The 26,270-nt window shown below is 59.9% G+C and carries 28 protein-coding genes, 1 tRNA gene and 5 pseudogenes; 18 read left to right on the top strand and 16 right to left on the bottom strand.

The features are described from left to right. Window positions 1-55 precede the first annotated feature (55 nt). The 10 genes and pseudogenes from rpsN (at window position 56) to NBH12_RS05405 (ending at window position 5,144) form a co-directional block, all read left to right on the top strand. Window positions 56-361: a 30S ribosomal protein S14 gene (rpsN, locus tag NBH12_RS05445; protein ID WP_012578242.1), complete on the top strand. Its 306-nt coding sequence runs from the start codon at window positions 56-58 to the stop codon at window positions 359-361. 126 nt (window positions 362-487) lie between these two features. Next, complete coding sequence (locus NBH12_RS05440; RefSeq protein ID WP_012578243.1) at window positions 488-745, top strand: type B 50S ribosomal protein L31; 258 nt, start codon at window positions 488-490, stop codon at window positions 743-745. Between the two features lie 49 nt (window positions 746-794). Beyond that, a complete protein-coding gene (gene rpmJ, locus NBH12_RS05435; RefSeq protein ID WP_012578244.1) occupies window positions 795-917 on the top strand; it encodes a 50S ribosomal protein L36 in 123 nt (40 codons plus the stop codon). After that, a complete protein-coding gene (gene rpmF / locus NBH12_RS05430; RefSeq protein WP_014484023.1) occupies window positions 917-1,084 on the top strand; it encodes a 50S ribosomal protein L32 in 168 nt (55 codons plus the stop codon). Before rpmJ ends, rpmF begins: the two co-directional genes overlap by 1 nt. 181 nt (window positions 1,085-1,265) lie before the next feature. Further along, entirely contained in the window at window positions 1,266-1,625 is a 360-nt protein-coding gene (locus NBH12_RS11140; RefSeq protein ID WP_019727902.1) for a metal ABC transporter solute-binding protein, Zn/Mn family, read from the top strand. Continuing rightward, window positions 1,604-1,663: pseudogene (locus NBH12_RS11135) on the top strand (hypothetical protein); the annotation flags it as partial. The gene NBH12_RS11140 and the pseudogene NBH12_RS11135, both read left to right, overlap by 22 nt. 124 nt (window positions 1,664-1,787) lie before the next feature. Then, complete coding sequence (locus NBH12_RS05420; protein ID WP_014484024.1) at window positions 1,788-2,933, top strand: permease; 1,146 nt, start codon at window positions 1,788-1,790, stop codon at window positions 2,931-2,933. Between the two features lie 2 nt (window positions 2,934-2,935). Further along, window positions 2,936-3,691 carry a TIGR03943 family putative permease subunit gene (locus NBH12_RS05415; protein ID WP_016462346.1) on the top strand — a complete coding sequence of 252 codons (756 nt, stop codon included), beginning with the start codon at window positions 2,936-2,938 and terminating at the stop codon, window positions 3,689-3,691. A 424-nt stretch (window positions 3,692-4,115) separates the two neighbouring features. Beyond that, window positions 4,116-4,448: a transcriptional repressor gene (locus NBH12_RS05410; protein WP_332850534.1), complete on the top strand. Its 333-nt coding sequence runs from the start codon at window positions 4,116-4,118 to the stop codon at window positions 4,446-4,448. 348 nt (window positions 4,449-4,796) lie between these two features. Further along, on the top strand, window positions 4,797-5,144 hold the full coding sequence (locus tag NBH12_RS05405; RefSeq protein ID WP_198554016.1) for a lectin-C: 348 nt from the start codon (window positions 4,797-4,799) through the stop codon (window positions 5,142-5,144). Window positions 5,145-5,310: 166 nt separating this feature from the next. Here the strand turns inward: NBH12_RS05405 and NBH12_RS05400 are convergent, their stop codons facing one another. Then, entirely contained in the window at window positions 5,311-5,523 is a 213-nt protein-coding gene (locus tag NBH12_RS05400) for a transcriptional regulator (protein ID WP_232782090.1), read from the bottom strand. A gap of 3 nt (window positions 5,524-5,526) precedes the next feature. On the opposite strand from NBH12_RS05400, the pseudogene NBH12_RS05395 reads away from it, so the two are divergent. The 3 genes and pseudogenes from NBH12_RS05395 to NBH12_RS05385 form a co-directional block, all read left to right on the top strand. Then, window positions 5,527-5,970 (top strand): annotated as a pseudogene (locus NBH12_RS05395) (ABC transporter ATP-binding protein); the annotation flags it as partial. A 5-nt stretch (window positions 5,971-5,975) separates the two neighbouring features. Continuing rightward, window positions 5,976-6,395 carry a hypothetical protein gene (locus NBH12_RS05390; protein WP_025299627.1) on the top strand — a complete coding sequence of 140 codons (420 nt, stop codon included), beginning with the start codon at window positions 5,976-5,978 and terminating at the stop codon, window positions 6,393-6,395. Beyond that, window positions 6,380-7,102 (top strand): ABC transporter permease, encoded by a 723-nt coding sequence (locus NBH12_RS05385; RefSeq protein WP_232782068.1) that lies wholly within the window; start codon window positions 6,380-6,382, stop codon window positions 7,100-7,102. The genes NBH12_RS05390 and NBH12_RS05385 overlap by 16 nt, the downstream gene beginning before the upstream one ends. A gap of 46 nt (window positions 7,103-7,148) precedes the next feature. Here the strand turns inward: NBH12_RS05385 and NBH12_RS05380 are convergent, their stop codons facing one another. The 4 genes from NBH12_RS05380 to NBH12_RS05365 form a co-directional block, all read right to left on the bottom strand. Further along, window positions 7,149-7,577: a Fur family transcriptional regulator gene (locus tag NBH12_RS05380; RefSeq protein WP_003828581.1), complete on the bottom strand. Its 429-nt coding sequence runs from the start codon at window positions 7,575-7,577 to the stop codon at window positions 7,149-7,151. An 8-nt stretch (window positions 7,578-7,585) separates the two neighbouring features. Beyond that, on the bottom strand, window positions 7,586-8,764 hold the full coding sequence (purK, locus tag NBH12_RS05375; protein ID WP_106629865.1) for a 5-(carboxyamino)imidazole ribonucleotide synthase: 1,179 nt from the start codon (window positions 8,762-8,764) through the stop codon (window positions 7,586-7,588). Then, the gene (gene purE / locus NBH12_RS05370; RefSeq protein ID WP_250819251.1) at window positions 8,748-9,248 is read right to left on the bottom strand and encodes a 5-(carboxyamino)imidazole ribonucleotide mutase; all 501 of its coding nucleotides are present in this window, start codon (window positions 9,246-9,248) and stop codon (window positions 8,748-8,750) included. The genes purK and purE overlap by 17 nt, the downstream gene beginning before the upstream one ends. 66 nt (window positions 9,249-9,314) lie before the next feature. Continuing rightward, the gene (locus NBH12_RS05365) at window positions 9,315-10,307 is read right to left on the bottom strand and encodes a zinc-binding dehydrogenase (RefSeq protein WP_003828576.1); all 993 of its coding nucleotides are present in this window, start codon (window positions 10,305-10,307) and stop codon (window positions 9,315-9,317) included. A 253-nt stretch (window positions 10,308-10,560) separates the two neighbouring features. Between NBH12_RS05365 and NBH12_RS05360 the strand changes: the two genes are divergently transcribed. Then, window positions 10,561-12,666, top strand: coding sequence for a 1-deoxy-D-xylulose-5-phosphate synthase (locus tag NBH12_RS05360; RefSeq protein ID WP_250819250.1), 2,106 nt, complete (start codon window positions 10,561-10,563; stop codon window positions 12,664-12,666). On the opposite strand, the gene NBH12_RS05355 is transcribed toward NBH12_RS05360, so the two are convergent. Genes NBH12_RS05355 through NBH12_RS05345 form a run of 3 tightly spaced genes read right to left on the bottom strand, consistent with a single transcriptional unit; the run spans window position 12,650 to window position 16,310 of the window. Next, window positions 12,650-14,179: an ABC transporter permease gene (locus tag NBH12_RS05355; RefSeq protein ID WP_250819249.1), complete on the bottom strand. Its 1,530-nt coding sequence runs from the start codon at window positions 14,177-14,179 to the stop codon at window positions 12,650-12,652. The genes NBH12_RS05360 and NBH12_RS05355 overlap by 17 nt on opposite strands. An 11-nt stretch (window positions 14,180-14,190) precedes the next feature. Beyond that, window positions 14,191-15,486: a COG1361 family protein gene (locus NBH12_RS05350; protein ID WP_134859392.1), complete on the bottom strand. Its 1,296-nt coding sequence runs from the start codon at window positions 15,484-15,486 to the stop codon at window positions 14,191-14,193. 11 nt (window positions 15,487-15,497) lie between these two features. Continuing rightward, window positions 15,498-16,310: an ABC transporter ATP-binding protein gene (locus tag NBH12_RS05345; RefSeq protein WP_134859393.1), complete on the bottom strand. Its 813-nt coding sequence runs from the start codon at window positions 16,308-16,310 to the stop codon at window positions 15,498-15,500. A 131-nt stretch (window positions 16,311-16,441) separates the two neighbouring features. On the opposite strand from NBH12_RS05345, the pseudogene NBH12_RS05340 reads away from it, so the two are divergent. Further along, window positions 16,442-16,741, top strand: a pseudogene (locus NBH12_RS05340) (IS3 family transposase); the annotation flags it as partial. Next, window positions 16,646-17,095, top strand: a complete 450-nt coding sequence (locus NBH12_RS11130; protein ID WP_250819248.1) for an IS3 family transposase — start codon at window positions 16,646-16,648, stop codon at window positions 17,093-17,095. The pseudogene NBH12_RS05340 and the gene NBH12_RS11130, both read left to right, overlap by 96 nt. Here NBH12_RS11130 and NBH12_RS05330 read toward each other — a convergent pair. From NBH12_RS05330 to NBH12_RS05305, 6 genes and pseudogenes are all read right to left on the bottom strand, one after another. Beyond that, entirely contained in the window at window positions 17,005-17,496 is a 492-nt protein-coding gene (locus NBH12_RS05330) for a peptide-methionine (S)-S-oxide reductase (RefSeq protein WP_106648641.1), read from the bottom strand. The two genes, NBH12_RS11130 and NBH12_RS05330, sit on opposite strands and share 91 nt — an antisense overlap. Before the next feature lies 1 nt (window position 17,497). Then, a complete protein-coding gene (locus tag NBH12_RS05325) occupies window positions 17,498-19,117 on the bottom strand; it encodes a peptide ABC transporter substrate-binding protein (protein WP_025221286.1) in 1,620 nt (539 codons plus the stop codon). A gap of 108 nt (window positions 19,118-19,225) precedes the next feature. After that, a pseudogene (locus tag NBH12_RS05320) lies at window positions 19,226-19,402 on the bottom strand (transposase); the annotation flags it as partial. A gap of 228 nt (window positions 19,403-19,630) precedes the next feature. Beyond that, window positions 19,631-21,445 carry a glycoside hydrolase family 13 protein gene (locus NBH12_RS05315; protein ID WP_250819258.1) on the bottom strand — a complete coding sequence of 605 codons (1,815 nt, stop codon included), beginning with the start codon at window positions 21,443-21,445 and terminating at the stop codon, window positions 19,631-19,633. Continuing rightward, a complete protein-coding gene (locus NBH12_RS05310) occupies window positions 21,426-22,670 on the bottom strand; it encodes a LacI family DNA-binding transcriptional regulator (RefSeq protein ID WP_050824706.1) in 1,245 nt (414 codons plus the stop codon). Before NBH12_RS05310 ends, NBH12_RS05315 begins: the two co-directional genes overlap by 20 nt. Window positions 22,671-22,681: 11 nt before the next feature. Then, complete coding sequence (locus NBH12_RS05305) at window positions 22,682-24,013, bottom strand: ABC transporter substrate-binding protein (protein ID WP_016462335.1); 1,332 nt, start codon at window positions 24,011-24,013, stop codon at window positions 22,682-22,684. Window positions 24,014-24,273: 260 nt separating this feature from the next. On the opposite strand from NBH12_RS05305, the gene NBH12_RS05300 reads away from it, so the two are divergent. Beyond that, window positions 24,274-24,459, top strand: a complete 186-nt coding sequence (locus NBH12_RS05300) for a hypothetical protein (protein WP_025221282.1) — start codon at window positions 24,274-24,276, stop codon at window positions 24,457-24,459. Window positions 24,460-24,736: 277 nt separating this feature from the next. Here NBH12_RS05300 and NBH12_RS05295 read toward each other — a convergent pair. Further along, window positions 24,737-24,810: transfer RNA gene (locus tag NBH12_RS05295), tRNA-Arg, on the bottom strand. Window positions 24,811-24,876: 66 nt separating this feature from the next. Next, complete coding sequence (locus tag NBH12_RS05290; RefSeq protein WP_042994204.1) at window positions 24,877-25,746, bottom strand: MurR/RpiR family transcriptional regulator; 870 nt, start codon at window positions 25,744-25,746, stop codon at window positions 24,877-24,879. 204 nt (window positions 25,747-25,950) lie between these two features. Between NBH12_RS05290 and NBH12_RS11125 the strand changes: the two are divergent. Continuing rightward, a pseudogene (locus tag NBH12_RS11125) lies at window positions 25,951-26,241 on the top strand (hypothetical protein); the annotation flags it as partial. Between the last annotated feature and the right edge of the window lie 29 nt (window positions 26,242-26,270).

Below are 26,270 nucleotides of genomic sequence, written 5' to 3'. Positions count from 1 at the left end.
CCCAGCTCCGGCCGGCGCGATTCCCGCGCCCCGGAGCCTTATCAAGGAGCCGGACATGGCCAAAACCAGTAAGATCAACCGACAATTGCAGCGCGAACGCATGGTCGCCAAGTATGCCGAACGCCGCGCCGAATACAAGCGCGACAGCGTCAACCCTCATCTGACCGCCGAAGAACGCGCCGAGGCGATGCGCAAGCTGCAGGCCCTCCCCCGCGACGCCAGCCCCACCCGTCTGCGCAACCGCGATTCCATCGACGGCCGCCCGCGCGCCTACAACCGCAAGTTCGGCCTGTCACGTATCAATCTGCGCGAGAAGGCACACAAGGGCAAACTGCCCGGCGTGGTGAAATCCAGCTGGTGATCGGGCCGGCACAACCGGCCGTCAGGCCGTCTCAGGCCATCTCAATTCACCGGATTCCACCCGCGCGTCCGACGCCATTCTCATCCATATCACCACACAACACCACACAACCAAAGGTCCATAACCATGCAAGAGGGCATCCACCCCGAATACGGCCCCGTGGTCTTCTATGACCGCTCCGCCGACAAGTACTTCCTCACCAAGTCCACACTGGTGGCCAAGGCCGTAAACCTGCCGACCATCGACTGGGAGGACGGCAACACCTACCCGCTCGTCAATGTGGAGGTGTCCAGCTACAGCCACCCGTTCTACACCGGCAAGAATGTGGTGATCGACGCCGCCGGTCAGGTGCAGAAGTTCAACGCTCGTTACGGGCGCAAGTGATTCGCCGCACATTCCGCAAAGACCGTAAGACAAGAAGAAAGGAACGGACATGAAGGTCAAGGCATCGGTCCGCTCATTGGCCCGCAAGGATGGCTCCTATGTCGTCCGCCGGCGCGGCCATCTGTATGTAATCAACAAGAAGAACCCCCACTGGAAGGCGAGGCAAGGCTGATGGCACTGCCCAAGTACAAGGCGTCCCGAGCAAACACGCATTCGCGCCGAGCCAACTGGAAGGCCAAGGTGCCTCAGCTGGCCACGGCCAGAACGCCTGAAGGCGAAGTGGTTCAGGTTCCGCAGAATCTGGCCGCAGCCGTACGAAAGGGGTATATGAAGCCATAACCAACATCGTGGATTCCGCAATCCATCAAGTCTCGTAACAACAACTCGACGGTCCGCTCCACAGGCCGGCGGCGTACGTTCTTTCTCCCATTTCCTTCCGTATGCCGTCACCTGCCGGGGCGAACCGCCGTTTTATGAGGCCACCGCATCCGATCTGGCCAAGCTCGCCAAGGCAGACATCGTGGTGCCCAACGGCGCCGGCTACGACGGCTGGGCGGAAAAGGCGCAGCTTGACAAGAAACGCCAGACCATCGTGAACGTGGGCGGCCTCATGGGCGTCACCGCCACCGACGAGCACGAGCATTCCCACGACCACGCCGAGGGCGAAGAAGGCCGCCATCACCACCATGGTGCTACGAACCCGCACCTGTGGTTCAGCCCGGAAGCCGTGCTGAAGGCCGCCGAAGCCATCAACGCCGTCTACGCGGACAAGGCCGGGGCCGGTTCTGCCACCGCCGCCACCGTGCAACGTCACTTCAACGACAGGAAGAAACCCTCAAGGAAATGGACAACTGGCCCACGTATTACCCGGCATCCATGAGCAAGGAGGAAGTGGCCACCGAGATGCTGGCCCACTGATTCGCCATCGGCCCAGGCAACCATGTGCAAAGTTCCCCGCATATCGATGTGTACCATCGGTATGCGGGGAACTCGCATATTATCTCGACCACTATCATGCGTACGGTGCTAATATGACGGCGATATGGCAGGTGATATTCGCATGAAAGAACCTCGCATGCAGCGCACGGAACAGGTGAACACCGCGCAACAGGACCATTCGGCGAACTATCTGTTTCTGATTATCGGCACGCCGCTGGTGGCGTTCCTGATTGCGGCTTCCGCGATGCTCGAGTCGCGTGGGTTTCCGGTTCCGCTGGTGCGTATCGGCACCGGTGCCGCGGGGCTTATCCTGCAGGCGATTCCGTTCATGCTGCTGGGCGCGATGATGTCGGCCGCGGTCAGCACGTTCGTCAGCGCCGATTTTCTGACCCGCCACATACCGAAATCGTTGGCCGGCGGACTGGCCGCGGCATTGGTGGCCGGTCTGTGCCTACCGGTGTGCGATTGCATGGTGGTGCCTACGTTCGCGAATCTGATGCGCAAACGCCTGCCGCTGCCGTGTGCGGTGACGTTTCTGTGCGCAGTGCCGGTGATGAATCCGATGGCGATATGGTCCACATGGTTCGCATTCACCGACAAACCAGGAATGGTGGCGGCCCGCGCGGGGTTGGGCATGGTAGTGGCGATAGTCGCGGGGGTGTCGTTCGCGGTGTGGCCGCCCCGCTCCCCTGCGGTACGTGAGAGGCCGCTGACGATTGGGCGGTCGTTGGTTTGCGAGGATTGTGCAGGGGCGACGGGTGATTCGCCTGAGAGCCACCCCCCAGTCGGGCTTTGTCGACAGCCCCGCCGGCGGGGCACGGGGCGTGGATTGGAGCGGTTCACGCATTTCATTCGGCATACACATGACGACTTTATGCGGATGATGCCGATTCTGCTGTTCGGCACGATCATTGCCTCCATCATGCGCACCGCATTGTCGTCGTTGACCAACGGTTCAAGCACGCTCGATGACGCTGGTGCCATCGTACTGATTCTGGCGGCGATGGGACTGGCGTTCCTGTGTTCGCTGTGCTCTACGTCCGATGCGGTGATCGCCGCCAGCATGATTGGCGCGCTGCCGGTCTCCGCCATGCTTGCCTTCCTGGTCTTCGGCCCGATGCTCGACCTCAAGAACACGCTGATGCTGGCCACGGAATGCCGGCCACGGTTCATCATCCGGTTCATCGCGACCGTGGCGGCGGCCTGCTTCCTCGCCGCGATTGCCGCCCATCTGGTGATGGGAGCGTAGCCATGAAACGCAAAGTCGCACTCCCCGACCGCGTGGAGGCGCTGTGTTTCGCGGCGCTGGGCGCGGCCATCGCCTATGCAGCGGTGGGCGGATCATACACCACGCTGACCACGCCGCGTTCGCTGCCGTATCTCATCATCGGTGCGGTACTGCTGTTCGTGCTGGCGACCGCAGCATGGCTCGGACTGTTCCATGCCACGGAGCGTTCGGTTTTACGGTTCCTGATCGCCTTGATTATTCCGGCGCTGCTGATCGCCGTGCCGTTCCAGCCCAGCAGCGGCAGCGGCGGCTTCGACGAGTACGCCGGTGGCCGCGCTATCGTCATTCCCCGCAGCTCGCACAAGCCTGATGGCTCCTCGCAGCTGCACGGACTCGACACGGCGAACAAGACCCTGACCATCAGCGACGACGAATTCGGCTCATGGTTCGAGCAGATCGACCATAATCCGCAGCGTTACGTCGGTTACCATGTGCAGGTCACCGGGTTTGTGAGCAAGTCGCGTACGTTCGACGCGGACGAGTTCGAGCTGTCCCGCCAGTTCATGTCCTGCTGCATTCTCGACATGACCCCATTCGGGTTCATAGCCAGCTCCGGCAAGGCCGGCACCCCGCACAATCACGACTGGGTCACCGTCGACGCCGTCATCAAGCAGGGCGCCTACGGCTCCGCCGGCCACGAGCGCCAAGGCCTGATACTGCAGGTCCGGTCGGCCAGCAAAGCCGCAGCCGCCCCGACCGGCTACTTCTACTGGCAGTAAATGACGCGTCTCCCGAAATGGAAAGCACTGCGCTGCGCCATGACTCGCCCCATATCGGCAGAAATCCCGCGTTACAACGAAAGGTACGCGGGGGCTCTGCCTTTATAGGGCTCAAAACTGGCAGAAATCCCGCGCAGGCCTCGTTGAAACGCGGGATTTCTGCCAGTTGATTCAAATCATGTGACAACATGCCGGGCATCTGATTTGCTTTAATAACGATAATGAATATCATTTGTTAACGGAAAGGGGCATAACGTCATGAGCATCGAGCAAACCGCGACCACTCGGCGCGTGACGCGACCCCGACTCCTCATCACCCAGGTCCTGGCGGAACTATCCCGATTCGCCACGGCCCAGGAAATCACCGACATCCTGCGAGCGCGGCACGCGCATCGGCACGGCCACCGCCTACCGCAATGTGCAGATGATGGCCTCCCAAGGCGAGCTCGACGTAATCCACGTCAACGGCGAGGCCCTCTACCGCGAGTGCTCGGACCAGCATCACCACCATCACATCGTATGCCACGAATGCGGGCGGACCATCGAAATCGAGATTCCCGGACTTGAGCAGTGGATCGACAAAGCCGCCAAGCAGTTGAAGTACCAGACCATCGCCCACGAACTGGAGATTTTCGACCTGTGCCCCAGGTGTGCGGCGAAGCATGCCATCGAACCGCCTCTCAGCGTCGGCACCTCACCAAAGGATGGACCACTGACGACGCCAGACGATACTGGCCGTCGGCGCTCGAACAAATAATGGCGCAGTCCCGACGCTACTGGCCTTCAGCATCGGTGCCCTTCCAATCCTTGGCGCAATAGCGACGATATAAGCTCCACTCGCATCGTTAGATTGCCAACGCCTGGCGCAGCACCGACGCCAGACACGCTCATCGTCGTCGTTCCACCAATATTTGGATTGGTACCGCCACCACCTATACCAGGCGTCGACACTCGGCCAACAATCGGCCCGTTACCGACACAAAACTGCATGAGGTCTCATTGCTCTTAATAGCAGCAATGGGCCTGATAATCACTTTCACCAACTTTCGCCGCTGCCGTCTGCCGCCCTACAGTCGCAGACGAACAAACGCTGAAAGGAACAACAATGACTATCAAGACCATCGATGAGCATGCTTACGAGATCGTTACCGAAGAGGGCACCTTCGCCGTCTGCAAGGACACGCTGGCCAAGTTCGACGCCACCAAGCACGAGCACGGCGTGGCCGCCTGTGGCCGCTGCGGCTGCTGCTTCACCGGCGACTGCTGCGACGACACCGGCTGCGAGCACAACCACACCGAAGAGTACGGGGGCAAGGCTTGCCTGCACGCTTGCAACGAGAACCGCGAAGGCCACGAGTGCGCCTTCTGCCACCTTGCCTTCGACACCAACGAGAAGTGCCACGATGAGATCCTGGCCGACCTCAAGGAACTCAAGGCCGAGCTGGCTGTCTGAGTTTTAGGTTTCCGATTTCTCCTGCGGATTGACCCCTCTCAGGGAGGGGGCCAAATTCCGACACGAACCACCGCGCTTACCGTATGATGTATACGGGCGCGGTGGTTTTGTTTTTCTCGATGATGGCGCAGATTTGCTCGGGTGCCTCCTTGCAGCCGCGCCGGATTCATAGCCAGATAATCGATGAGACGGCGGAGACCAGAATTTCCAGCGCATAGTCGTGCGGAATGCCGCTGTAGCTCAGCTCGGCACCCACACGGGCCGCCTGCCCAAGCAGCATCTGCTTCAACACATCCTTGACCCGGTCATACATCTGCATATCGTTGCCCGAACGGGACAGTGCGTCGAAGAACGCATACTCACGCTTGACATAGCGCAACGCCTCGGCTTCGTGTTCCAGTTCTACAATCTGGTGGCCAACCTCACGGCCAAGGAGAACGTGGAGCTCGCCTCCGAAATCATGAAAGACGCGCAGGAACCGACCCAAGCGCTTATCGACGTGGGGCTTCAGGACCGTATCAACAACTTCCCCGCGCAGCTTTCGGGCGGCGGACAGCGGTTCGTGGCCATCGCCCGAGCGGTGGCCACGAACCCGAAGATTCTGCTGTGCGACGAGCCGACTGGCGCTCTGGACTACAACACCGGCAAGCAGGTGCTGCAGATTCTGCAGGATCAGAGCCGTAAGAAGGGTGCGACCGTGGTCATTGTGACGCACAATTCCGCCATCGCGCCGATTGCCGACCGCGTGATCCACATGCATGACGCGCGCGTCAAATCGATCGAAGTGAACGAGCACCCGATGGATATCAAGGATCTGGAGTGGTAAGCAGTATGACCGATCTCAACGATTTCACCGAAACGACCAACCTTACGCCCGCGACCGACTCCGCAGCCGATTCCGCCGCAAATTCAGCAAACGACTCCTATACCGCGCCCGGCAGAACGCCCCACGCGCACAAGGCCAAGCGCAACCGCCGACGCAACGGGTCATTCCATAAGCGCATGCTATGGAAAGACATCCGCGTCACCATGGCCAAATCCAAGGGTCGATTCGCCTCCATCGTGAGCCTGATGACGCTTGGCTCCTTTGCGCTCGTAGGCCTGTTCGTCACCGGCCCGGACATGCAAATAACCGGCACCGACTTCTTTAATCAGAACAATCTCGCTGACATAACCGTCATCAGCGATTATGGCCTGACCAAAGCTGACGAAAACATTATTCGCAGCGCGCCGAAGTGGCCAAGGCGATGAAGGGCGGGGCCGTCTCCGAGTCCGCGCCGATCTACTACGAGGAGATGTCGAAAGTGGCCGGCACGGAGAACGACAAACAGTCGATTACCCTGATCGCCACTGATGACACCTACAATTTCGGCGACTACATCACCCTGCGTTCGCGCACCGGGCACAAGCCGCAGGTGCTCACCGACCGTGGTGCGATCATCTCCGAACGTATGGCGGAGATGATGGACGCCAAGGTAGGCGACACGATTACCGTCACCGATTCGAGCGGCACCGAGCGCAAGGTGCGCGTGGACGGCATCACCGAAATGCATATCGGGCATTTCATGTTCATGACTTCGGGTGGCTATAAGCACGTGTTCGGCGAACAGTACCAGTCGAACGCCTATATGGTGAGGCTCAAGAACCATGAGACCTCCAATGTGGAGTCGCGTAGCGCCAAGCTCATAAAATTGGACGGCGCGAAGGGCATTGTGCAGAACACGACTTCGAAGAAACAGGTGGCCACAATCGTCGACTTGCCGGATCAGATCATGGAAGTGCTGATTCTCGCGGCTGAGCTGCTGGCCGTGGTGATCCTCTACAATCTGACGAATCTCAACGTCTCCGAACGTATCCGCGAACTGCCGACCATCAAGGTGCTCGGCGGACTCGGCGTGCTGGTCTACCGGCGGTTGAAGACGGTCGACATGCTCAGCGCCCTGAAGTCGGTGGAATAGCAGCGGAATAACAAATGGGATCGGCTTTGAAGCCGATCCCATTCAATTATTCGCTCACTGCTTTCTGAGCCTTCTGCGCTTTCTGCTCCTTTTGGCAATCAGGGCATAGTCCGAAGACCTCCAGGGTGTGGGATTCGACGGTGAAGCCGTGGCCGTCGGCCACTTTGCGCAGCCAAGCCTCGCTGGGCGGGTCGATTTCCACGGTTTTGCCGCACCGCTTGCACACCAAGTGGTGGTGATGTCCGTCGTCGCCGCATAGGCGGAACAGCTGCTGGCCGTCCAGGCGGATCGTGTCGGCGGCACCGGCATCGGCCAAGGCGTTGAGCTGGCGGTACACGGTGGCCAAGCCGATTTTCGAGCCTTCGTCCTCCAGCCTGCGGTGCAGGTCCTGAGCGGAGATGAACTCCTCACAGTCGGCCAAGGCGGCGCGAATCGCGTCCTTCTGCTTGGTCTGGCGTTCGATATGTTCAACCATCGATAAGGTCACGCCTTCTTTTTCAGGTCGTCCCAGCAGCCGGTGGCCTCAAGGTCAGCAACCGTGGCATCAGAGTTGTCGGTGAGCACGGTGATGTGGCCCATCTTGCGGTCGTGGCGCACCTCGGCCTTGCCGTAGTCGTGCACATTCCACTCCGGGTGGGTGGCGATCAGCGCGCGCGTCGGCTCCACATGCTGGCCGAGTACGTTGACCATCACGGCCGGCGAGAGCAGCTTGGGCTTGGGCATGGGCCAGCCGGCGATGCCGCGGATGTGGGCGTCGAACTGGTCCATCGAGCAGGCCTCGATGGTGTAGTGGCCGGAGTTGTGCGGGCGCGGGGCGAGCTCGTTGACGATGACCTGATCGTCCTTGGTGATGAACAGTTCGATGGCCAGCGTGCCAGCCAGTTCGAAGCCCTTGGCCAAGCGAATCGCCAGTTCATGCGCTTCGCGGGCCACATGTTCGGACACTTCGGCGGGGGCGATGGTCATGTGCAGGATGTTGTTGCGGTGCTCGTTACGCACGATGGGGAAGGTGACGAAGTCCTTGCCGTTGCCGGAGACCAGGATCGAAGCCTCGAATGCGAAGTCGACGAAGCCTTCCAGGATGCTCGGCGGGAAGCCGCCACCACGGTCGGAACGGGAGCGGATCTTCTCCAAGTCGGCGTCGGAACGCAGCACGAGCTGACCGTGGCCGTCGTAGCCGCCGGACACGGTCTTCAACACGGCCGGGTAATGAATCTCATCCAAGGCGGCGTCAAGCTCATCGAAGTTGTTGACGGCGCACCACGGTGCGGTGGCGGTGCCGTGATCGTTAATGAACTGCTTCTCGTGCACACGGTGCTGGGTGACGCGCAGCAAATCGGTGCCCTGCGGGGTGGCGGTGATGCCGCGCACCTCATCGATGGCGTCGGCATCCACATTCTCGAACTCGTAGGTGAGCACGTCGGACTGCACGGCCAAATCATGGATGGCGGTCTTGTCGTCGTATTCGGCGGTGATCTGGAAATCGGCCACCTGACCGGTTGGGCAGTTTGGCGTTGGATCGAGCACGCCAACGCGGAATCCCATATAACGGGCGGATAAAGCCATCATGCGACCGAGCTGACCACCTCCGATGATGCCGATGGTCGAGCCCGGCATCAGCATGGAGACGCGGCCGCCGGTTTCCTCAGACAAGCTGGGCATTGGATTCGGCCACCTTTTCCTTCAGTTCGTTACGGTAATCCTCAAGCTTGGCTGCCAGCTCCGGCTCGAAGGCGGAGAGCATCTGCACGGCGAGCAGACCAGCGTTGGTGGCGCCGGAGTTGCCGACGGCAGTGGTGGCCACCGGAATGCCGCCGGGCATCTGCACGATGGACAGCAGTGAATCCCAGCCGGAGAGCGCATGGGAACGCACGGGCACGCCGATTACGGGCAGCGTGGTCTGGGCGGCAATCATGCCCGGCAAGTGGGCAGCGCCGCCTGCACCGGCGATGATGACCTTGAGACCGTTGGCACGAGCATTATGCGCGAACTCGGCCATGAGCTCAGGCGTGCGGTGTGCGGAGATGACCTGCTTGTGGTAGGCGACGCCAAACTGATCGAGAATATCGCAGGCGCGCTTCATAGTCTCCCAGTCGCTGGAAGATCCCATGACCACCGCGACTTCAGGCTTGGATTCATTTGCCATTATCATTTACTCCCTAGTTATTGAGAATACGTCCACTGTACGCCCGGGCGCTTACTTCGACATGCCTTACAGCTCAATGGCGATTTTGCCGAACACATTGCCTTCTATCATCTTGGCAAAAGCCTCAGGAGCGGCATCCAGACCGGAGAATACGGAATCAATCGCCGGATGCAGATTGGCACGTTCCACAAAGCGCAGCAAACGAGCAAAATCCTCACGCGAACCCATGGTGCTGCCCTGCACGCGGATGTCCTGGAAGAACAAACGGGTCAGCTCAGCGCCGGGCTGATCTCCAGTGGTAGCGCCGCAGATGGCAATGGTGCCGCCTGGTCGTACGGATTTCATCGAATGACTCCATGTGGCCGCTCCTACAGATTCAATCACCGCGTCCACCTTGCTGGGCAGGCGGGCACCAATCTCAAATGCGGCATGAGCGCCGAGCTTCAACGCCTTGGCTCGCTTGTCCGCTTCACGTGAGGTGACGAACACCTCAAGGCCGGCTGCCTGCGCAAGCTGAATCGCCGCGGTGGATACGCCGCCGCCGGCGCCTTGAATCAGCACGGAGTCGCCAGGCTTCACACCGGCCGCGTCGAACAGCAATGAATATGCGGTCAGCCAGCTGGTGCCCAATGCCGCAGCCTCAATCTCGGTGAGATTGGACGGCTTGGCAAACACATTGGCGGAAGGTACGGCGGTTTTCTCGGCCATGGTACCGGGATACTTCTCCGAAAGAATCGTGCGACGCTCCCCCGGAGCCACACCGGCACCATCAGTACCGACGAACGTGTACAGCACTACCTCTCTACCGGCCTTCAGCCCATGCTTGCCGGGAATGTCCTCGTCCAGAATGCCCACGGCATCGGTGCCCAGGATCATCGGCGTCTGTTCGGCCGACAACCCCACGCCCTGCAGAGACCAGACATCATGATGATTCACGGTTACGGCACGTACCGAGACGGTCGACCAGAATGGCCGGCTCTGCGGCTCGGGCTGGTCTCCCACCGCCAGCACGGATAACGGGTCATCATGATTGACGGCAGACGCATATACGGCCTTCATTGCACGCTCCTTGAAGATCGGCCGGTCACCACAAGGTCCGGCAAATTACCTCCTTTATTTTCCCACACAACACTCTGTGAACACCGCCCATCCATGCTGCATGCTGTATCAAATCCGCTATCCCTCCTCATCGCCGCAGTATTTGCAGCATTTACGGAGATGTTGAGGGTATTGCCCTCATCCGCGCACGTTGCCGCCTGCGCAGCGCTAGCATGTCGGTTTCGGTATGAATTGTGGAGGGAGATTCGAGGATATGCATAGCATGCCGGGAAACGGAATCAGTGCACACGATGCCAGCGGCGCAATCGACAACACTCATTCCACCGACTCAGGCAATCTCGCCGATGCCACCCTGCTGCGTCGCATTACCAGCCCTGCCGACGTCAAAGCACTCTCCCCCAATACACTGAATGAGCTATGCCGCGAAATTCGCACCACCCTACTGCATTACGGCCATATTCACGGCGGGCATATAGGCTCCAATCTGGGCATGGTGGAAGCCACCGTCGCACTGCATCGCGTGTTTGATTCACCGCATGACCGCATTGTGTTCGATGTCTCCCACCAAAGTTACGTGCATAAAATGCTCACCGGCCGCGCTGCCGCCTATCTGGACACAAACCGATTCGGCGACGTGACCGGATTCACGAACCCGGACGAGAGCGACCATGACCAGTTCGTGCTGGGGCATACCGGTACCTCAATTTCATTGGCCTGCGGATTGGCGAAAACCCGCAATATGGAGGGGCCCGATAGCGGCATCGGCAATGTAGTTGCCGTTATCGGCGATGGTTCGCTAAGCTCGGGCGTGGCATTTGAAGGCTTGAATAACGCCGCTGAGCAAGGCGGCAATCTCATTATTATTCTCAACGACAATGAGATGTCGATCGCCGGTGATTTCGGCGGCATGTACGGGACACTCGCCCGGTTGCGCGCCTCGGGCGGCACTGCACAACCGAACCTATTCAACGCATTCGGACTGGATTACCGTTATGTGGAGCATGGCAATGATGTGGATGCGCTGGTAGCGGCATTTGAGGAAGTACGCAATATCGACCACCCTGTTGTGGTGCATATCCACACGTTGAAGGGTGCCGGCTACGACGGCGAGCCCACCAGCTCCGCCACCGGAATCCACCCGTCCAGCAATCTATCGCACCGTGAACCGTGGCATTCGGATCATTGTAATCTGTCCGACCATGAACCGCATGAGGGTCAGTGCGAAGCCTCCCATTGGCAGAACCCGGATTCCGCCATCGGCAAGCCTGATGATCCGCGCAAATATTATGGCAAGATGGCAATGGCCGCGCTCGAACCGCGATTTGTCAGCGAACCGGGATTGGTGGTCATCTCCCCCGCCACGCCAGGGTCGAACGGCATCACCCATGAATTCCGCGAACGCGCAGGCTCGCATTATGTGGATACGGGCATCACCGAATCGCATGCCGTGGCTTTCGCAGCTGGCATCGCACGGGCTGGCGGCACACCAGTGGTGGCCACTACGGCCTCATTCTTCCAACGCGCCTATGACCAGTTCTTCCAGGAGATGAGCCTGAACCGGTCTCGGGTGACGGTGCTTGATTTCCTAGGCGGCCTATCCGGTTCCGACAACACGCATTCCGGCGCGTATGACGTGGCGATGTTCGCCAATATTCCTGGCATCACGATGCTGGTGCCTACTTCGGCAGATGAGTATCTGGCCGATTTGGCATGGGCGACGCTGCCGGCTGGAGCCGATGGAGCTCCCGATGGGCCGGTGGTGATTCGGGTGCCGGGTGAGGCGATTCTGGCTGCGGAACGGGAGCCGAGTTTGTTGCCGGTGACGGGTGGACGGGTTCAGGTTGGCCACCCTCAGTCGAGGGCGTCGACAGCTCCCGTCAGCGGGAGCGAATCCGCAGCACACCGAGTTGCTGGCGTAACGGCTCAGCCCACCAGCGGGAGCGACCCCTTGGCTTGGCGTATTAATCAGACTGGTTCGCGGGTTGCGATCGCCGGATTGGGCAACGCATATCCGCTTGCGGAGCAGGTGGCTGCCGCGTTGACCGCCGAACATAGCATGAAGGCAACGGTCATCGACCCGCGCCAGTGCACGTCGTTGGATGCGGATGCGCTGGAATCGTTGCGTGACGGCCACGAGCTGGTCGTCACGCTTGAAGACGGGCAGCTGGAAGGCGGCTGGGGTGAGAAGGTGACCGCATACTATGCGAATCATCATGTCTCGGACAGCAGCCGTAATCCTCGTGTGCTGAACTTCGGCGCAGCCAAGGAATTCACCGACCGCGTGCCGCTGGGCGAACTGAACGAACGTTATGGACTGACGGTGGAGCAGGTGACAGAGGCGATCACTCGTTGTTTTTGATGGCATCCAGGGCCGGGATTTTGACGGCTTTGTTGGCCGGACCGAAGCCGAACAGCAGGCCGATTAGTGTGGAGAACAGCACCGCAAACAGGAACAGCCACCACGGAATCACCGAATAGCGGGTCACGTCCTCACCTCCGACCAATGCCTGCCACATAATCATCCATATGGATGTGCCACCAGCACCATCGCCGGAACTTCCGTTTGAGCTGCCGACCATGCCGCCCGCATACATCCTGCCGGCCACATTGATGCCCAACGATATCAATCCACTCAGCATGCATCCGATCAATCCGCCAAAGAATCCGATTGCGCCGGCTTCAGTCAAAAACATGACGCGGATATCACGCACGTAGCAGCCGAGCGCCTTCATAATGCCGATCTCGCGCGTGCGCTCGGTCACGGACATGACCATCGTATTGGCGATGCCGATGGCCGCCACCAACAGAGAGACCGCGCCGATGCCGCCCAGAATCAGCTGAATCGCTCGCGACTGCTCCTCCAACGACTTGCGCATGTCCTCATAGGACGAAGTCTCGTAGCCAAGCGCCTTAATCTGCGATTCCACTTCGGGCACGGAGGAAAGATCCGCAGCCTTGACCAACACCTGATCGTAGTTGACGGTTTTTTTGGCGGCGGCCGGATCGACTTTGGCGCGCAAATCCTTGAGCGCCTGCAAATCCATGACCAGACCGTCCGCCGTGGCATATCCCTTGTTGTAATCGCCGCCGATAATGCCGGACGCACGCAGATCGATGGTGACGTTGTCGGATTGGTCGCTTCCAACAGTCGTTCCGCCTCCCCCGCCGTACATGTTCTGCACATATGGGTCGCCCTGATAGTTGGTTCCGGTGGTCAGGCTGATTTGCGTGGTGAGCGGGTCGAAGAACGGGTCCTCATCCTGATCCGGCTCGCATTCGCCGGTGGCCGAATTGAATGTGCAAGACGAATAGCCGCTGCCACGGGTGCCGGTACGCATCTCACCGTTTTTCAACGTGTCCATGAACCCGTAAGCAAACCATTCACCGGCAAGAACCTGGTCTTTGGTGGTTGGCTTGCTGCCATCGACCATTTTGTAGCCCATCTGTTCGAACTGGCTCATATCGATGCCCATGATCTGCACGTGATCGTAGATGTACCGTCCACCTGCGCCGGCCTTGGCCGTGACGTTGTAGGGGAAGTTCATTATCGGAGTCGCGCCGGATACGCCGCTCATCGAGCGGAACGATTCGAGCGCTTTGTCATCGAGCTTGGCATCGCTGGATGCCGACGATGATCCGTGCCCGCCGCCCATCGGCCCGGCATAGCCGCCACTGGTGTAGACGGTGACAATGGATAGGTCGCCCATCGATTTGAGCATTTTTTCATTCTGCTCGTTGATGCCCTGCCCGAGGGAGATCATGAGCACAATCGAGCAGCATCCGACGATGACGCCCAGCACGGTCAGTATTGTGCGGGATTTACGTCGCCATAGGTTCTGTCTGCACAGTCGCAGAATGTCGCTGAATCGCATGGCCGGAACTTTCAGACTGTTTGAGCGGAACCGTCAGATTGGCCCGAGTCATCGGGCACAATCTGGTTCGGTTCGGCGGCGGCGTTCACCGGCTCGATCACCGTGGTCGGCGTGGCGTCGGTGGACGGGCTGATTGCGGACGTACTTGTTGCGTCGCCGCTTGCAGTGGCGTTATTCGTGGTGGTGCTATCCGCAGCATCGCCCACAGTCTTGCCTCTTGCAATATCGCCGCCGGACTGAGTGCCTAATTTGCCGTCGGCATTGCCGTCAGCCCAGTCATCCCACTCTTCATCAATCTCGCTCTTGGCTTTCTTCTTGCGATGGCGACGCACCAGCAGAACGATACCTACGATTACCGCAACCGCAACGGCTGCCGCTGCCGCCCATACCCACCATGGCAAACCCTGGCTGGCATTCTGATTCATATCGGAATCGACCCTGCTTGGATCATCCATCGGCGCCGCATCAGCCACCGAGAGTTTGACTGGGAACTCTTTGGTTTTGCTCTGTCCATCGGAATCCTCATAGGACACTTTGAGTGTGGCGTTGAGTTCACCGGAAGCGGTGGGAGTGAAGGCATAGCCAATAGAGCCGGTGGCCCCGGAAGCCACATTGCCCACATACTGGGTCTTCATCGTCGCGTCAAAACCCTCTCCCTCCATCGTGGTCTCAACGTTGGCGATGTCGCCCTTGCCCTTATTCACATATTCCAGCGTGACCGTGGTCTCCTGACCGGCCACAATCTGGTCTGACGGCACCGGATCGCCAACCTCGAAGCGATCGGGCTGGCTGATTGGCACGGCTATCTTCACGTCGGACTGGTTCGAGGAGCGTGCGCCGGAGTCCAGATATTCATACCTGAAACTGACAGTCACCGGCTGGGCACCGCTTTTGGCCGAGGCGAGCGCCTGCATCGGCACAGTCTGGCTCAACGAATATCCGGCCCACAGCGCATCGAAATAGAAGGTGTTCGTGCCGCCCGCAATGGCGAAGCTTTCGCCGCCGTCCACCGTGACCACCATGTTCGCGACGGCCACCTGACCCATGTTCTGGAAGGTGAAGTTCAAGTCGAATTTGGCACCGGCAGCCACGGAATCGCCGCCGTAGGTGAAGTTGGTGACGATGATGTTCGGCACCGGTCCGGCCACCGGCGTGGGAGCCACGCTCTGATCGGCCCCCTGCGCGCTGCCGTCATCCGCGTCTACGGCGTATGCCAGATGAGGCAGGGAAACGATGGCGAGCATCATGGATAGCGAGGCAAGCAGGGCAACGATGATGGCAAGCATACGTGTGGTGAGGTGTTTCATCGGGCATCTCCTTAGACGGTTTGTACGGACGGCACGGATGCGGACGGCACTGCAGTAGGTTGAACGGCTTGAACGAACTGGTCGGATTGAGCCGACTGAATGGACTGAGCTGAAATCGATTGAACAGTGACGCCTTGGTTGATCTGGTCGCTGACGATACGTCCATCAAGCAGTGTGACGATGCGATCGGCGTAGGCGGCCATCTGCGGGTCATGGGTGACCAACACGATGGTCTGGTTGAAGTCGCGAGCGAAGGAACAGATCATGGTCATGACTTCGGTCTTGGTCTTGGAATCGAGATTGCCGGTGGGTTCATCGGCGAATACCACTTCAGGCTTGGTCACGAATGCACGGGCAATGCCAACACGCTGCTGCTGTCCGCCGGACATCTGCCTCGGATAATGGCCGAGTCGATGCCCGAGCCCGACTCGTTTGAGCACACTACGAGCCACGCGGTCGCGACGTTCCTTTGACACTCCGCGGAACATCAACGGCATCGCCACATTTTCCAGCGCCGTCAAATTGGGCAACAGGTTGTACGACTGAAACACAAAACCGATGTGCTTCTGCCGAAATGCCGCAAGTTCACGCTCATTGAGCTTGCTGACCGGCACCCCGCCGATTCGCACCCCGCCGCGCGTGGGCTTCTCCATACCGGCGAGTTGGTTGAGCAGCGTGGACTTGCCGGAACCGGACTCGCCGAAGATACAGCAAATCTGTCCTTGCGGAATCGCCAAAGTAACGCGGTCAAGCGCCACCACGGTCTCATCCTCGACCGGATACTCTTTGCGCAGGTTTCTCACTTCGATAATGGCTCGCGCCACGGGCCCTTCTTCCCTCGTTCGTCGCCATTGGCGGACTTTTCGGCAACAGCCGTTTTTCAGCACATCTGCTGCCAGTGTATAGCTAAAGCACAGCCGCCGCATCCCTTAAGGGTGTTCCCGGGTATGAGAAGGAGATGGAGGTGGACGTTTCAGAACAAGCGGCGCCGGTATTCGCGCGAAGGCAGGCGTGATACGGGCCAACGCCGCCCGCTGCCCGATATCGGCGCAGTGCGGGATACCGGGCGTTCCCCGCTCCACCTACTACCGGATGATCGAGCATCCCGAGACGGAGCGTGCGGATCCAATCGCCGGCGACGTGCGCGCGGCCTGGCGCGATGGCCGCGAACGCTACGGCGCCAGGAAGATCAAGGCCGCCCCGGAAAGGAGGGGCGTCACCGCGTCCAGCAGACGCATCGGCAACATCATGCGCGAACACGAACAAGCCGCCGAAGAAGGAGCTCGCGTACCGGAACCACTGCACCACGATCGAGCAGCTGAGGCACAACCTCAACGACTACGTGTGGCGGTCCGACAACCAGCGGCTCCACTCCACCCCCACACAAACACCCGAAGAGCCGTTTTTCAGCATTTCCATGTCCCATGCAGTCGACTACACCTTGGCTGTACCCTCATCAATAACTAATCGTTGTAGGGCCGCGATGGACACAAGCGATTTGACTGCAGTGACACTGCTCTACATCGAGAGCTCCTTCTGGTATTTCCCGACCTCATTCAGTAAGGTGAGCGGTATATGGCATTCGGCTCCCGGATGGGATGCGAGATAGTGCTGTTGTTCCTCGGAAGACTCCTCAAATCGAGTGAGCCGTTCGATGGTCACATCAGCAAGGTTTCGCTCACGAATGGCGGCTTCGAATGCATCCCTCTGTTCTGAATCAGTCCAATAGAAACCGGCATGCTCTGAAATGGGTGTTTTTTCATCGGCCGGAGTCTCCTGAATGAGCAGGGCATGCAATCTAGCCAGTGTTTGCAGTGAGACCTGCTGCGAATCGTAGGCGACGGCCACAGTCTCCACGGCGCCAGCTTCACCGGAAGCAATCTGCTCCCCTGTGGGTCGCGGGATTCTCGATTGTGCGAATCCCGCGACTGTGCTTGTCACACCTTGCACCCGGTCATAGTAGGTCTGGACGCCCCAATAGCATCCCCCTGCCAGATAGACGGTGGGCATATCATTTCTCCAAATCAGCATACATCGGATAGTTGTTATAGGTGAACGCAGCTTTCTTAATGTCCTTGGAACCAACTGCCGTGATGTTCTGATACCACAACGGAATCTGCGGCAAATCGTTCAGCAGAATCTCTTCGGCTTCCTGATACTTGGCGTTGGCATCATCGGTCGTGGGGGCCGCGGAACCTTCGGCGAGAATTTTGTCGACATTGTCATTGTGGTAGTCGTATTCGTTGTATCCGCCATCGGAGCTGAAGCGCAGCGTCAGATAGTTTTCGATGTTCGGATAGTCCGGGGCCCAACCCGACTGGTATGGAGTGGGCAGAGTCTTGTCGACGGCGGCGGTGCGCAGCTCCTTCTTTGTCGGATATGACTGCGGCTGCACATCGACACCCAGATTGTCCTGCAACTGATGCAAGACGGCTTCAATCCACTGCTTGTCACTGGAATCGGCGTTGTAGGCGATGCTCAATGTTCCATCCCACGGGGAGATGGCATCCGCCTTCTTCCAGAGTTCCTTCCCCTTCTGTGGATTGTATTCGAGGATGGTCTTGTTCTTCAGATTATCGGTGTATCCGGTGATGGAAGGCGCCGAATAATCAACTGCCTTGACACGGGTGCCATAGAAGAGCTTCTTGATGATCAGGTCTCGATCGATGGACAGGCTGATGGCCTGACGGCGAAGTATGCCTTCCTCCCCGCTGAAATGCTTCAGGCGTTCGGGAATGCTGATGCCCTGTGTCTGGGAACCGGCCGCGGTGAACACTTTCACATTCTTATTCTTCTGATAGGAAGAGTAGGAGGTGGCGGGAATCTGATCCAGAAGATCGAGGTTACCGGCCTGAACATCAGCGTATGCCGAGTCCAAGGTCGTATAGAACCGGAAGTCGATGCCACCGTTCTTCGCGGGGAAGTTGCCCTTGTAATCGTCGTTACGAATGACCTTCGCGCCCTGTCCATGCTTCCAGGAAACGAGCTTATAGGCACCGTTGCCAATCGGCTTCTCGCCATACGCTTTAGGATCCTTATAGAATGCTTCCGGAACTGGCAGGAAGCTGACGGAACCCAATTGGCTGGGCAGTGCGGAGTCCGGCGCGTTCAGATTGATCTGGAACGTGTGGTCATCCTTGACGACCAGTCCTGACAGCTGAGCGTCTGAGGGCGTGCCTTCCTTCTGCAGTTCGTCGTATCCCTTGACGATGGAGAAGTACGAGGAGTTCAGCTGGGCGTTGGTCACGTTCGCCGCATAGCTCCAGGCCTTGGTGAACGACTCCGACGTGACCGGCGTGCCATCCGTGAACTTCCAACCGTCCTTGATCTTCACTGTGAACTGGGTTGCGTCCGAATTCGGTGTGATGCTTTCGGCCACTTCATTCACCGGCTTGCCGGACGGGTCATAAGCGACCAGACCAGCGAGGATGGCGCTGAGTATGCGGTCTCCGCCGACTTCACCGGTGTTCATCGGCACCAAGGAAACCTGCGGTTCGGTGCCGTTTACGCTGATGACAGCGTTTGGACCCGCTGACGAATCGTTGGCGGATGATGCCGACTGGGTGCTGCCGCATGCCGAAAGCAGCAGGACTGGTGCCAGAATCGCGGCTATCTTCTTCCATCGAACCATGAATTTTCTCTCCTGTTAATGTTCACTTTTCGATAAGAAACATTATTACCTAATGGAACAGCCAAGGAAGGCAGATTCGATATATCGATTTCTTATAGGACGTTATCCCCTGGTTGATCCGCTGTTGCGTATCCCCTGCACCCAACGCTGCAGCGTGGAGCGCGGGATGCTGTACTCCTCCCTGATCCGCGACGACAGCTTGCCGTTCTCGTACGACTGCACGATCTGCCGCTTGGACTCCTCCTCGTAATGACGCGGATGATTCTGATCGGCCGTGATGATCATCTCCTTCGTTGCCCTGTCCCACACGAGACCGTCCAATACATTGCAGCCAATCCATCGTCATGGTGGTTCGTCTCCTTGGCTCTTATCCCCTGTCCCAGTGGTCACACGACCGGTGTCGGGTATCGACCCGACAGCCGTGATACGGCGTGAGGGCCCCGTGCCGCGCATGGTGTTGGTTCATGCGTGGCGCGGGGCCCTCTTGTCGGTTCGGCGGCGGTTGGGTCCGGTTTATTCCGGATCGGTTTCCATGGCGAACGCCTCCCATGGTCCGAGTGTTCCCGTGGTTTTCAGGTTTCCTACGGGATCGTCCGTGTTGGCGATGAGGATCGTGCCGTCGGGCATCGTTTCCAGTTCTCCGGCCGGTGCGGCCTGTGTGGGCGAGAGGTTGATGACGGTGAGGATGGTTCGCTCGTCGAGGGTTCTGGTGAAGGCGATGATCCGGTCGTTTCCGGTTTCCACGCGTCGGTAGTCGCCGGCGGCGACCACGGGGTCGGTGTGACGCAGGGCGATGAGCCGTTTGTGGAACGAGTACACGGAGTCGGGGTCGTCGATCTCGTCGGCGGCGTTGATCTCCGTGTGGTTCGGGTTGACGGCGATCCAGGGTTCGACCGGGGCGTCGGGCATGGTGAAGCCGGCGTAGGTGGAGTCGTCCCATTGCATCGGGGTGCGCGCGTTGTCCCTGCCGTATCGGGCGAGGGATCGCATCATGGTCTCCGATGTCCGTATCCCGGTTTCCTCGACGCGTTGATGGTAGGCGTTGATGGATTCGAGGTCGCGGTACTGGTCGAGCGAGGTGAAATGCGCATTGGTCATGCCGAGCTCCTCGCCCTGGTAGACATACGGAGTGCCGCGGTGCATGTGCAGCAGCAGCGCGAGCGCCTTGGCGGAGCGGATGCGGCCGGTCTTGCTGGTGTCGTCGCCCCAACGGGAGACGACACGCGGCTGGTCGTGGTTGTCGAGGAACAGGCTGGCCCAGCCGTGTCGGGCGATGGCGTCCTGTTGTTCGGCGAGCTTGGTTTCGAGGTCGGCCGGCGTCCATGGTTTGTCGTCCCATTTCGATTCGGGGGTTTGGTCGACGCCCATGTGTTCGAACAGGAAGAGCATATCCAGCTCGCCGTTGGCGGGGTCGGTGATGTGCTCGTTGCGTTCGGCGGTGATGCCGGGGGCCTCGCCGACGGTGAGGAAGCCGTCACGCCCGTCGAACACCTCGCGGCGCATCTCGGCGAGGAACTCGTCCTGACGCGGACCGTCGGCGCAGAACGGGTTCGGGCTGGAGTAGCCCTCCTCCCCCACCGGCAGGTCCTGGAGCTCGGAACCGGTCTCGCCGGGCAGCCTGCCGTTTGCATCCGTACGCTTGGAGATCAGGGTGATGACGTCCATGCGGAAGCCGTCGATGCCGCGATCGAGCCACCAGTTCATCATGTCGTACACTGCACGGCGCACGGCCGGGTTCTCCCAGTTGAGGTCCGGCTGCTTCTTCGAGAACTGGTGCAGGTAGTACTCGCCGCGCTCCGGGCTGTACTCCCATGCGGAGCCGCCGAAGTAGGAGCCCCACTGGTTCGGCTCGGCGCCGGGCGTGCCGGGCTCGTGGCCGGGGCGGGCGGGACGCCACCAGTACCAGTCGGCGTGCGGGTCGTCCTTGTCCTTCGACGCCTCGAACCACGCGTGCTCGTCGGAGGTGTGATTGACCACCAGGTCCATCACGATCTTGAGTCCGCGCTTGTGCGCTTCGGCGAGCAGCTCGTCCATGTCGTCGAGCGTGCCGAACAGCGGGTCGATGTCCTGGTAGTCGGAGATGTCGTAGCCGTTGTCGTCTTGCGGGGACCTGTAGACCGGGGAGAGCCACAGCACATCCACGCCGAGGTCGGCGAGATAGTCGAGGCGGGAGGTGATGCCCTTCAGGTCGCCGAGACCGTCGCCGTTCGTGTCCCGGAAGGAACGTGGGTAAATCTGGTAGACGACGGCGTTCGACCACCACGGGTTCGGGGAGGCGCCATTCGTGCGGACGGCGTCGGGCAGGGGTTCACGGTTGAAAGAGGTCATCATCGGCTCCTTTGTTATCGTTCGATGATCGCATGGTCGTTGTGGGATCGTACGGGTGCGCCTGTGGAGTTGTCGCGGAGCGTGAATTCGCTGCCGTCGGAGCTGGAGGCGGTGATGCCTCCAGCGATCCTGCGCGTCGTGTATTCCACGGTGGTGCCGTCGCCGCGAGTGATGCGGGTCCGGGCGTCGTCGCGGAGCGGGTTTCAGGCTCGCGGGGCGCGCCGAGCGATCCGCGGCGTTGGTAGACGGGCGGGATGAGCGTGACGCGATCGCCGCGCCATGGTTCGCCGTCCATGAGACGGACGATCATGTCGACGCCCATGCGGCACAGGTCCGCGGGCAGGAGCGGGTATTCGTCGATGCGCAGCCGCCTGCCGATCGGGTCGGTGAAGGTTCCCGCGGAGATCACGGACAGGTCCGCGGGGAAGCGGATTCCGTTCTTGCGGGCCACGGCGACGAGGCTGTTGAGGAACATGGGGCCGCCTTGGGACACGATCGCGGTGTCCCCATTGAGCATGGCCATGTCGAGGATGGTTTCGATGGCGTCGAAGTCGTCCTCGTCGGTGTATTGTTCGTCGACCCGGATGTTCCGGCGTCGCGCGTTGTCGAGGAGGGCGGACCGCAGGCGGACCAGGTAGTTCGCTCCCCCGCCGCGTTCGTAGTCGACGTGTTTGCCGCCGATGAACATGATGCGGGAGTGTCCGAGCCGGTCGAGCCGGTCGATGATGCCGCCGCCCATGAGGGTGAAGTCGATGTCGACGCACGGGATGCCTGTGTCCGCGCCGGGCAGTCCGATCGACACGAACGGCACTCCCGTGGCGGCGGCCACGGCGAGACGGCTGTCATCCATGTTGACGTCCATGAGCACGACCCCGTCCACGAGTCCGGTGTCGATGAGCCGTGCGAGTTGCTCCCCGCCGTTCTCCTCGGTCAGCAGGAGGGTTTCGTAGCCGTGGAATCGTGCTTGTCTGAGGAAGTGAAGGAAGTAGGCGAAGTAGTTCGTGTAGCTGGTCGAATCGTGAACGGGCGAGCTCAGGGCCACGAAGTGGGTCCTCGTCGTGCGGGCGGCGTGTTCTCCGGGCTCGGGCACGTAGCCGATCTCCCTCGCCGCGGCGAGGACCCTGCGTCTCGTGGCCGGGGAGATGGGTCGTTTCCCCGACATCACGTACGAGACGGTGCTGATCGACACGCCGGCCTTGCCCGCCACGTCCTTGATTCCGACCATGTCTTGCGTTCCTATCCTTCCTTGACGGTGAAGCCCTGGCTCCTGCCCTGCTCGACGAGCTTGGCCTGCCATGCCTTGACGCCGTCCATCAGCGTGCCCTGGCCCATGTAGGCCGCGCCCACGGTGTCGGTGAAGATGCTGCGAGCGTACACGTCGTACGGGAGGAATTCGAATCCGGTGACCACGTTCTTGGCGGCCTCGGCGAACACGGCGTTGAATTTCTGGCCGCCGAAGTATTCGACGGTCTCGCCTTTGGTGTTGACCATGGTGGTCTGGTTGAGGAACTTGTCGTTCTTCATGGATTCGAGGTCGGCGGGGAAGCCTCCCTGGTCGACCCTGGACATGACCGCGTCCTTGTTGTGGAGCGCGTACGCCATGAACTTGTACGCGGCGTCGGCCTTCTTGGACGAGGAGAGGATCGCGAGGGAGCTGCCGCCGCTCTCGGAGACCTCGTGTCCGCCGGCCGACCATGCGGGCATCTGGGCGATGCGCCACTTGCCGGCGCCTTCGGACGCCTGGTTGAGGAACATGCCGGGCGCCCATGCGGCGGTGATCACGCCGGCGAACTCGCCGGAGCCGACGGCGCGGTACCAGTCGTCGCTGGTGCCCTTGGTCTTCGTTTCGATGAGGTCCTCGTCGATCATCTTCTGCCAGAGCTTGGTGAATTTCCTCACGCCGGGGTCCCCGGTGAGGTTCACGGTCACGGTCTTGCCGTCCTTGGACGTGGAGTAGGGGTGGCCTCCGGCCTGCCAGACCATGGCATTGAAGAATCCGGCGTCGCCGGGGTCGTTGGTGATGTAGGATCCGACCGCGCGGATCTTCTTGGCGTCCTCGTAGAACTCGTCCCATGTGGCGGGCGGTTCGTCGATGCCGGCCTTGTCGAAGACCTCCTTGTCGTAGAAGAACGCCATGGGGCCGGAGTCCATGGGCAGCCCGTAGATGCCGCCCGCGTAGTTGACCGAACTCCACGTGCCCGGCGTGTAGAAGTCCTTGAACTTGCCGGCCCCGTTGTCGGTGAGGTCCTTCAACGCGCCTTTGATGGCGTATTCGGGGATGGCGTAGTATTCGATCTGCGCGATGTCGGGGGCTCCGCTGCCCGCCTCGATCGCGTTGGACAGGGCCACGTACTCGTCCTTGCTGCTGCCGGCGTTGGCGAACGTGACCTTGATGTCCGGATTGTCCTTCATGAACTGTTTCGCATTGGCCTTGAGATTGTTGTCCCACGCCCATACGGTGATCTCGGTCTTGCCGTCCGAGGATGCGTTGTCGGTGCCGCATGCCGCCGTGGGGGCGATCATGGCGATCATGGCGATCACGGCCGTGGCCGTCTTGGAAAACCTCATTGTCTCCTCCTATGGGTCCCTTTTCGGAAATCGTCGGCGTCATCTTCGGTGTCGTCGACAGCTCAACATCATACGGACTGGCTTCCAAGCCCGCCAATTTATTTCGATGATTTCGACGATATCGGACGAAGGATTGCGAACCGGTTCGATGAGGTGTTCCCGCCCGCCGCACACGTCCGCCAAGATTATTCCTTACGCTATGGAGGCCGGACCATCGAAAACCCGACCGATATCGGAGATTGCGTGTGCCGTGATGTGTCATGACGGAACAATCGAACTGGACCGTGTTCCTGTACGATCCGAAGACCCTGCCCATCGACGAGTCCGGATTGCCCGTAGAGGGACTGTGTTCCATGGCCGTGTACCACATCCACGTCGCCGCGACGGCCGCCGATGCGAACCGGTGCCATATCCTGCGTCCCGACACCATCTGCGTGGTCCGGTAGTCGTAGGGGTACATGTACCAGTAGCCGCCATATCTGGCCAATCGTATATGTTCCGGCAGCATGATCAGTTCGAGTGCGAACACGCATAGCCACATGAGCGAGAACGGTATGGTCACGGGCGGTGCCGTGATTGTCTGCCATATGCTCTGCATCAGGATCTCCCGTCTTTGCCGATTCCATCGTTTCCCGGTTCGTTGTCCTGTCGTGCACCCAGTAATCTCGAAGCTCGCTAATACATAAAGCCCTTGGAATCATTACGATTCCAAGGGCTTTTTCGTGACCCCGGACGGGCTCGAACCGTCGACCTTGAGATTAGAAGTCACATGCTCTATCCAGCTGAGCTACGGGGCCAAACTCGCATCAGTCTAATCATAGGGGTGTAAAAGCTCCGCGGTATATCGCCCTAGAGCTAACGGCTCAGCCCTCGAACACGCGGTCACGAATCATGCGGCCTGACTCATCCAGTGCCGCGGAGAAACGGCCGTAATTAGACAGAATCACTCCCATGTAGAGCATATCCACAAGCGCGGCATCTGCCACGCAGGAGAAAATGGCATTGCCATAGATCGCGCGCGAACCACGTCCGGTCAGCAACACCACATCGGCCCAACTGGACAAAGGCACGCCTACGGCATTGGTAATCGCAATGGTTTTTGCACCATGCGATTTTGCCAATCGCAGCGCCTTGACCGTATCCGACGAACTTCCGGAGTGAGAGAACGCTATGGCAACATCGCCATGGCGCATATGCCCGGCGCCAATCTGCTGCATGTAAGCATCGGTGCTGAGACGGCAAGTGAGTCCCAGATAGCCGAGCTTGGTGAACAGATCGGTCGCAGGCGTCAGCGAATTCTCCACACCGAAAATATCAATAAAACCGGCTTCGGCAATCAGCGCGATTGCTTTACGGTAAGCCTTGACATCCAAGGCATCACACATCTCGCCAATGAGCGTTTTCGCACCTTCGGCGGCCTTGGCGGGAATCTCCTCCACATTGTCCCATGGATTCAAATCGAACCCGGACAGTGGGTCGAACGTCACCTGATGTTCGGCGGCCGGATGCCGCAATACATAGCGCAGTTCACGGTATCCGCCGAAGCCAAGCTTGCGGGCAAACCGGATTACCGTGGGCTGGCTGACATGGGCGATATCCGCCATCTGGCCGACAGTCAGATCGGCGGCTTCTTCGGCATGCTCACGAATGTACTGTGCCACAGCGCGCTCCGCCGGGCGCAACGACGGATACACATGGTCGATGCGCTCGAGTATTCCCACCGAGGACTGCACAGCAATACTCCCGTCTTCTAACGTTAACCTCTGTTTTCGAGCGTACCGGCCGTATAACGGCGATTTGGCATTAAGGACTGACCGGAATATGAACTGTGCCTGAACTCTTCCGCCGCATTTCGCACATCAGACACGTAAGATTGAGTTATGGTGCGGATTTCGGTGGGGAGCTCCACCCATCAAGTGAGCGAACGACTGTACGGCGTGTTCTTCGAGGACATCAACCACAGCGCAGACGGTGGATTGAACGCCAACATGGTGAACAACTATAGTTTCGACGGCGTCTACCTCGATCACCACACTTGGCGCGCCGCAGGCTCTGACCGCTGGCGCACCCAAGCAGACCCACTGCGATTCTGGGATTTCACCAATTGCTCGGCCGTCAGCTATGGCACCGAAATCCGTGGGGCACATGGCCAGAGAATGACCACCGATTGCCCCGAACCACCGGTGCACGCCAACAGCCGTTACGTACGTATCACCGCCCCGCGTCCCCTCTGGCTCCATCATCGTGACCACGGAAG

The organism is Bifidobacterium sp. M3-N-101 (genome assembly GCF_023656805.1).
Lineage (GTDB): Bacteria > Actinomycetota > Actinomycetes > Actinomycetales > Bifidobacteriaceae > Bifidobacterium > Bifidobacterium breve.
Note: the sequence above shows the minus strand (reverse complement) of the source record. Positions and strands in the feature narration are given on the sequence as shown.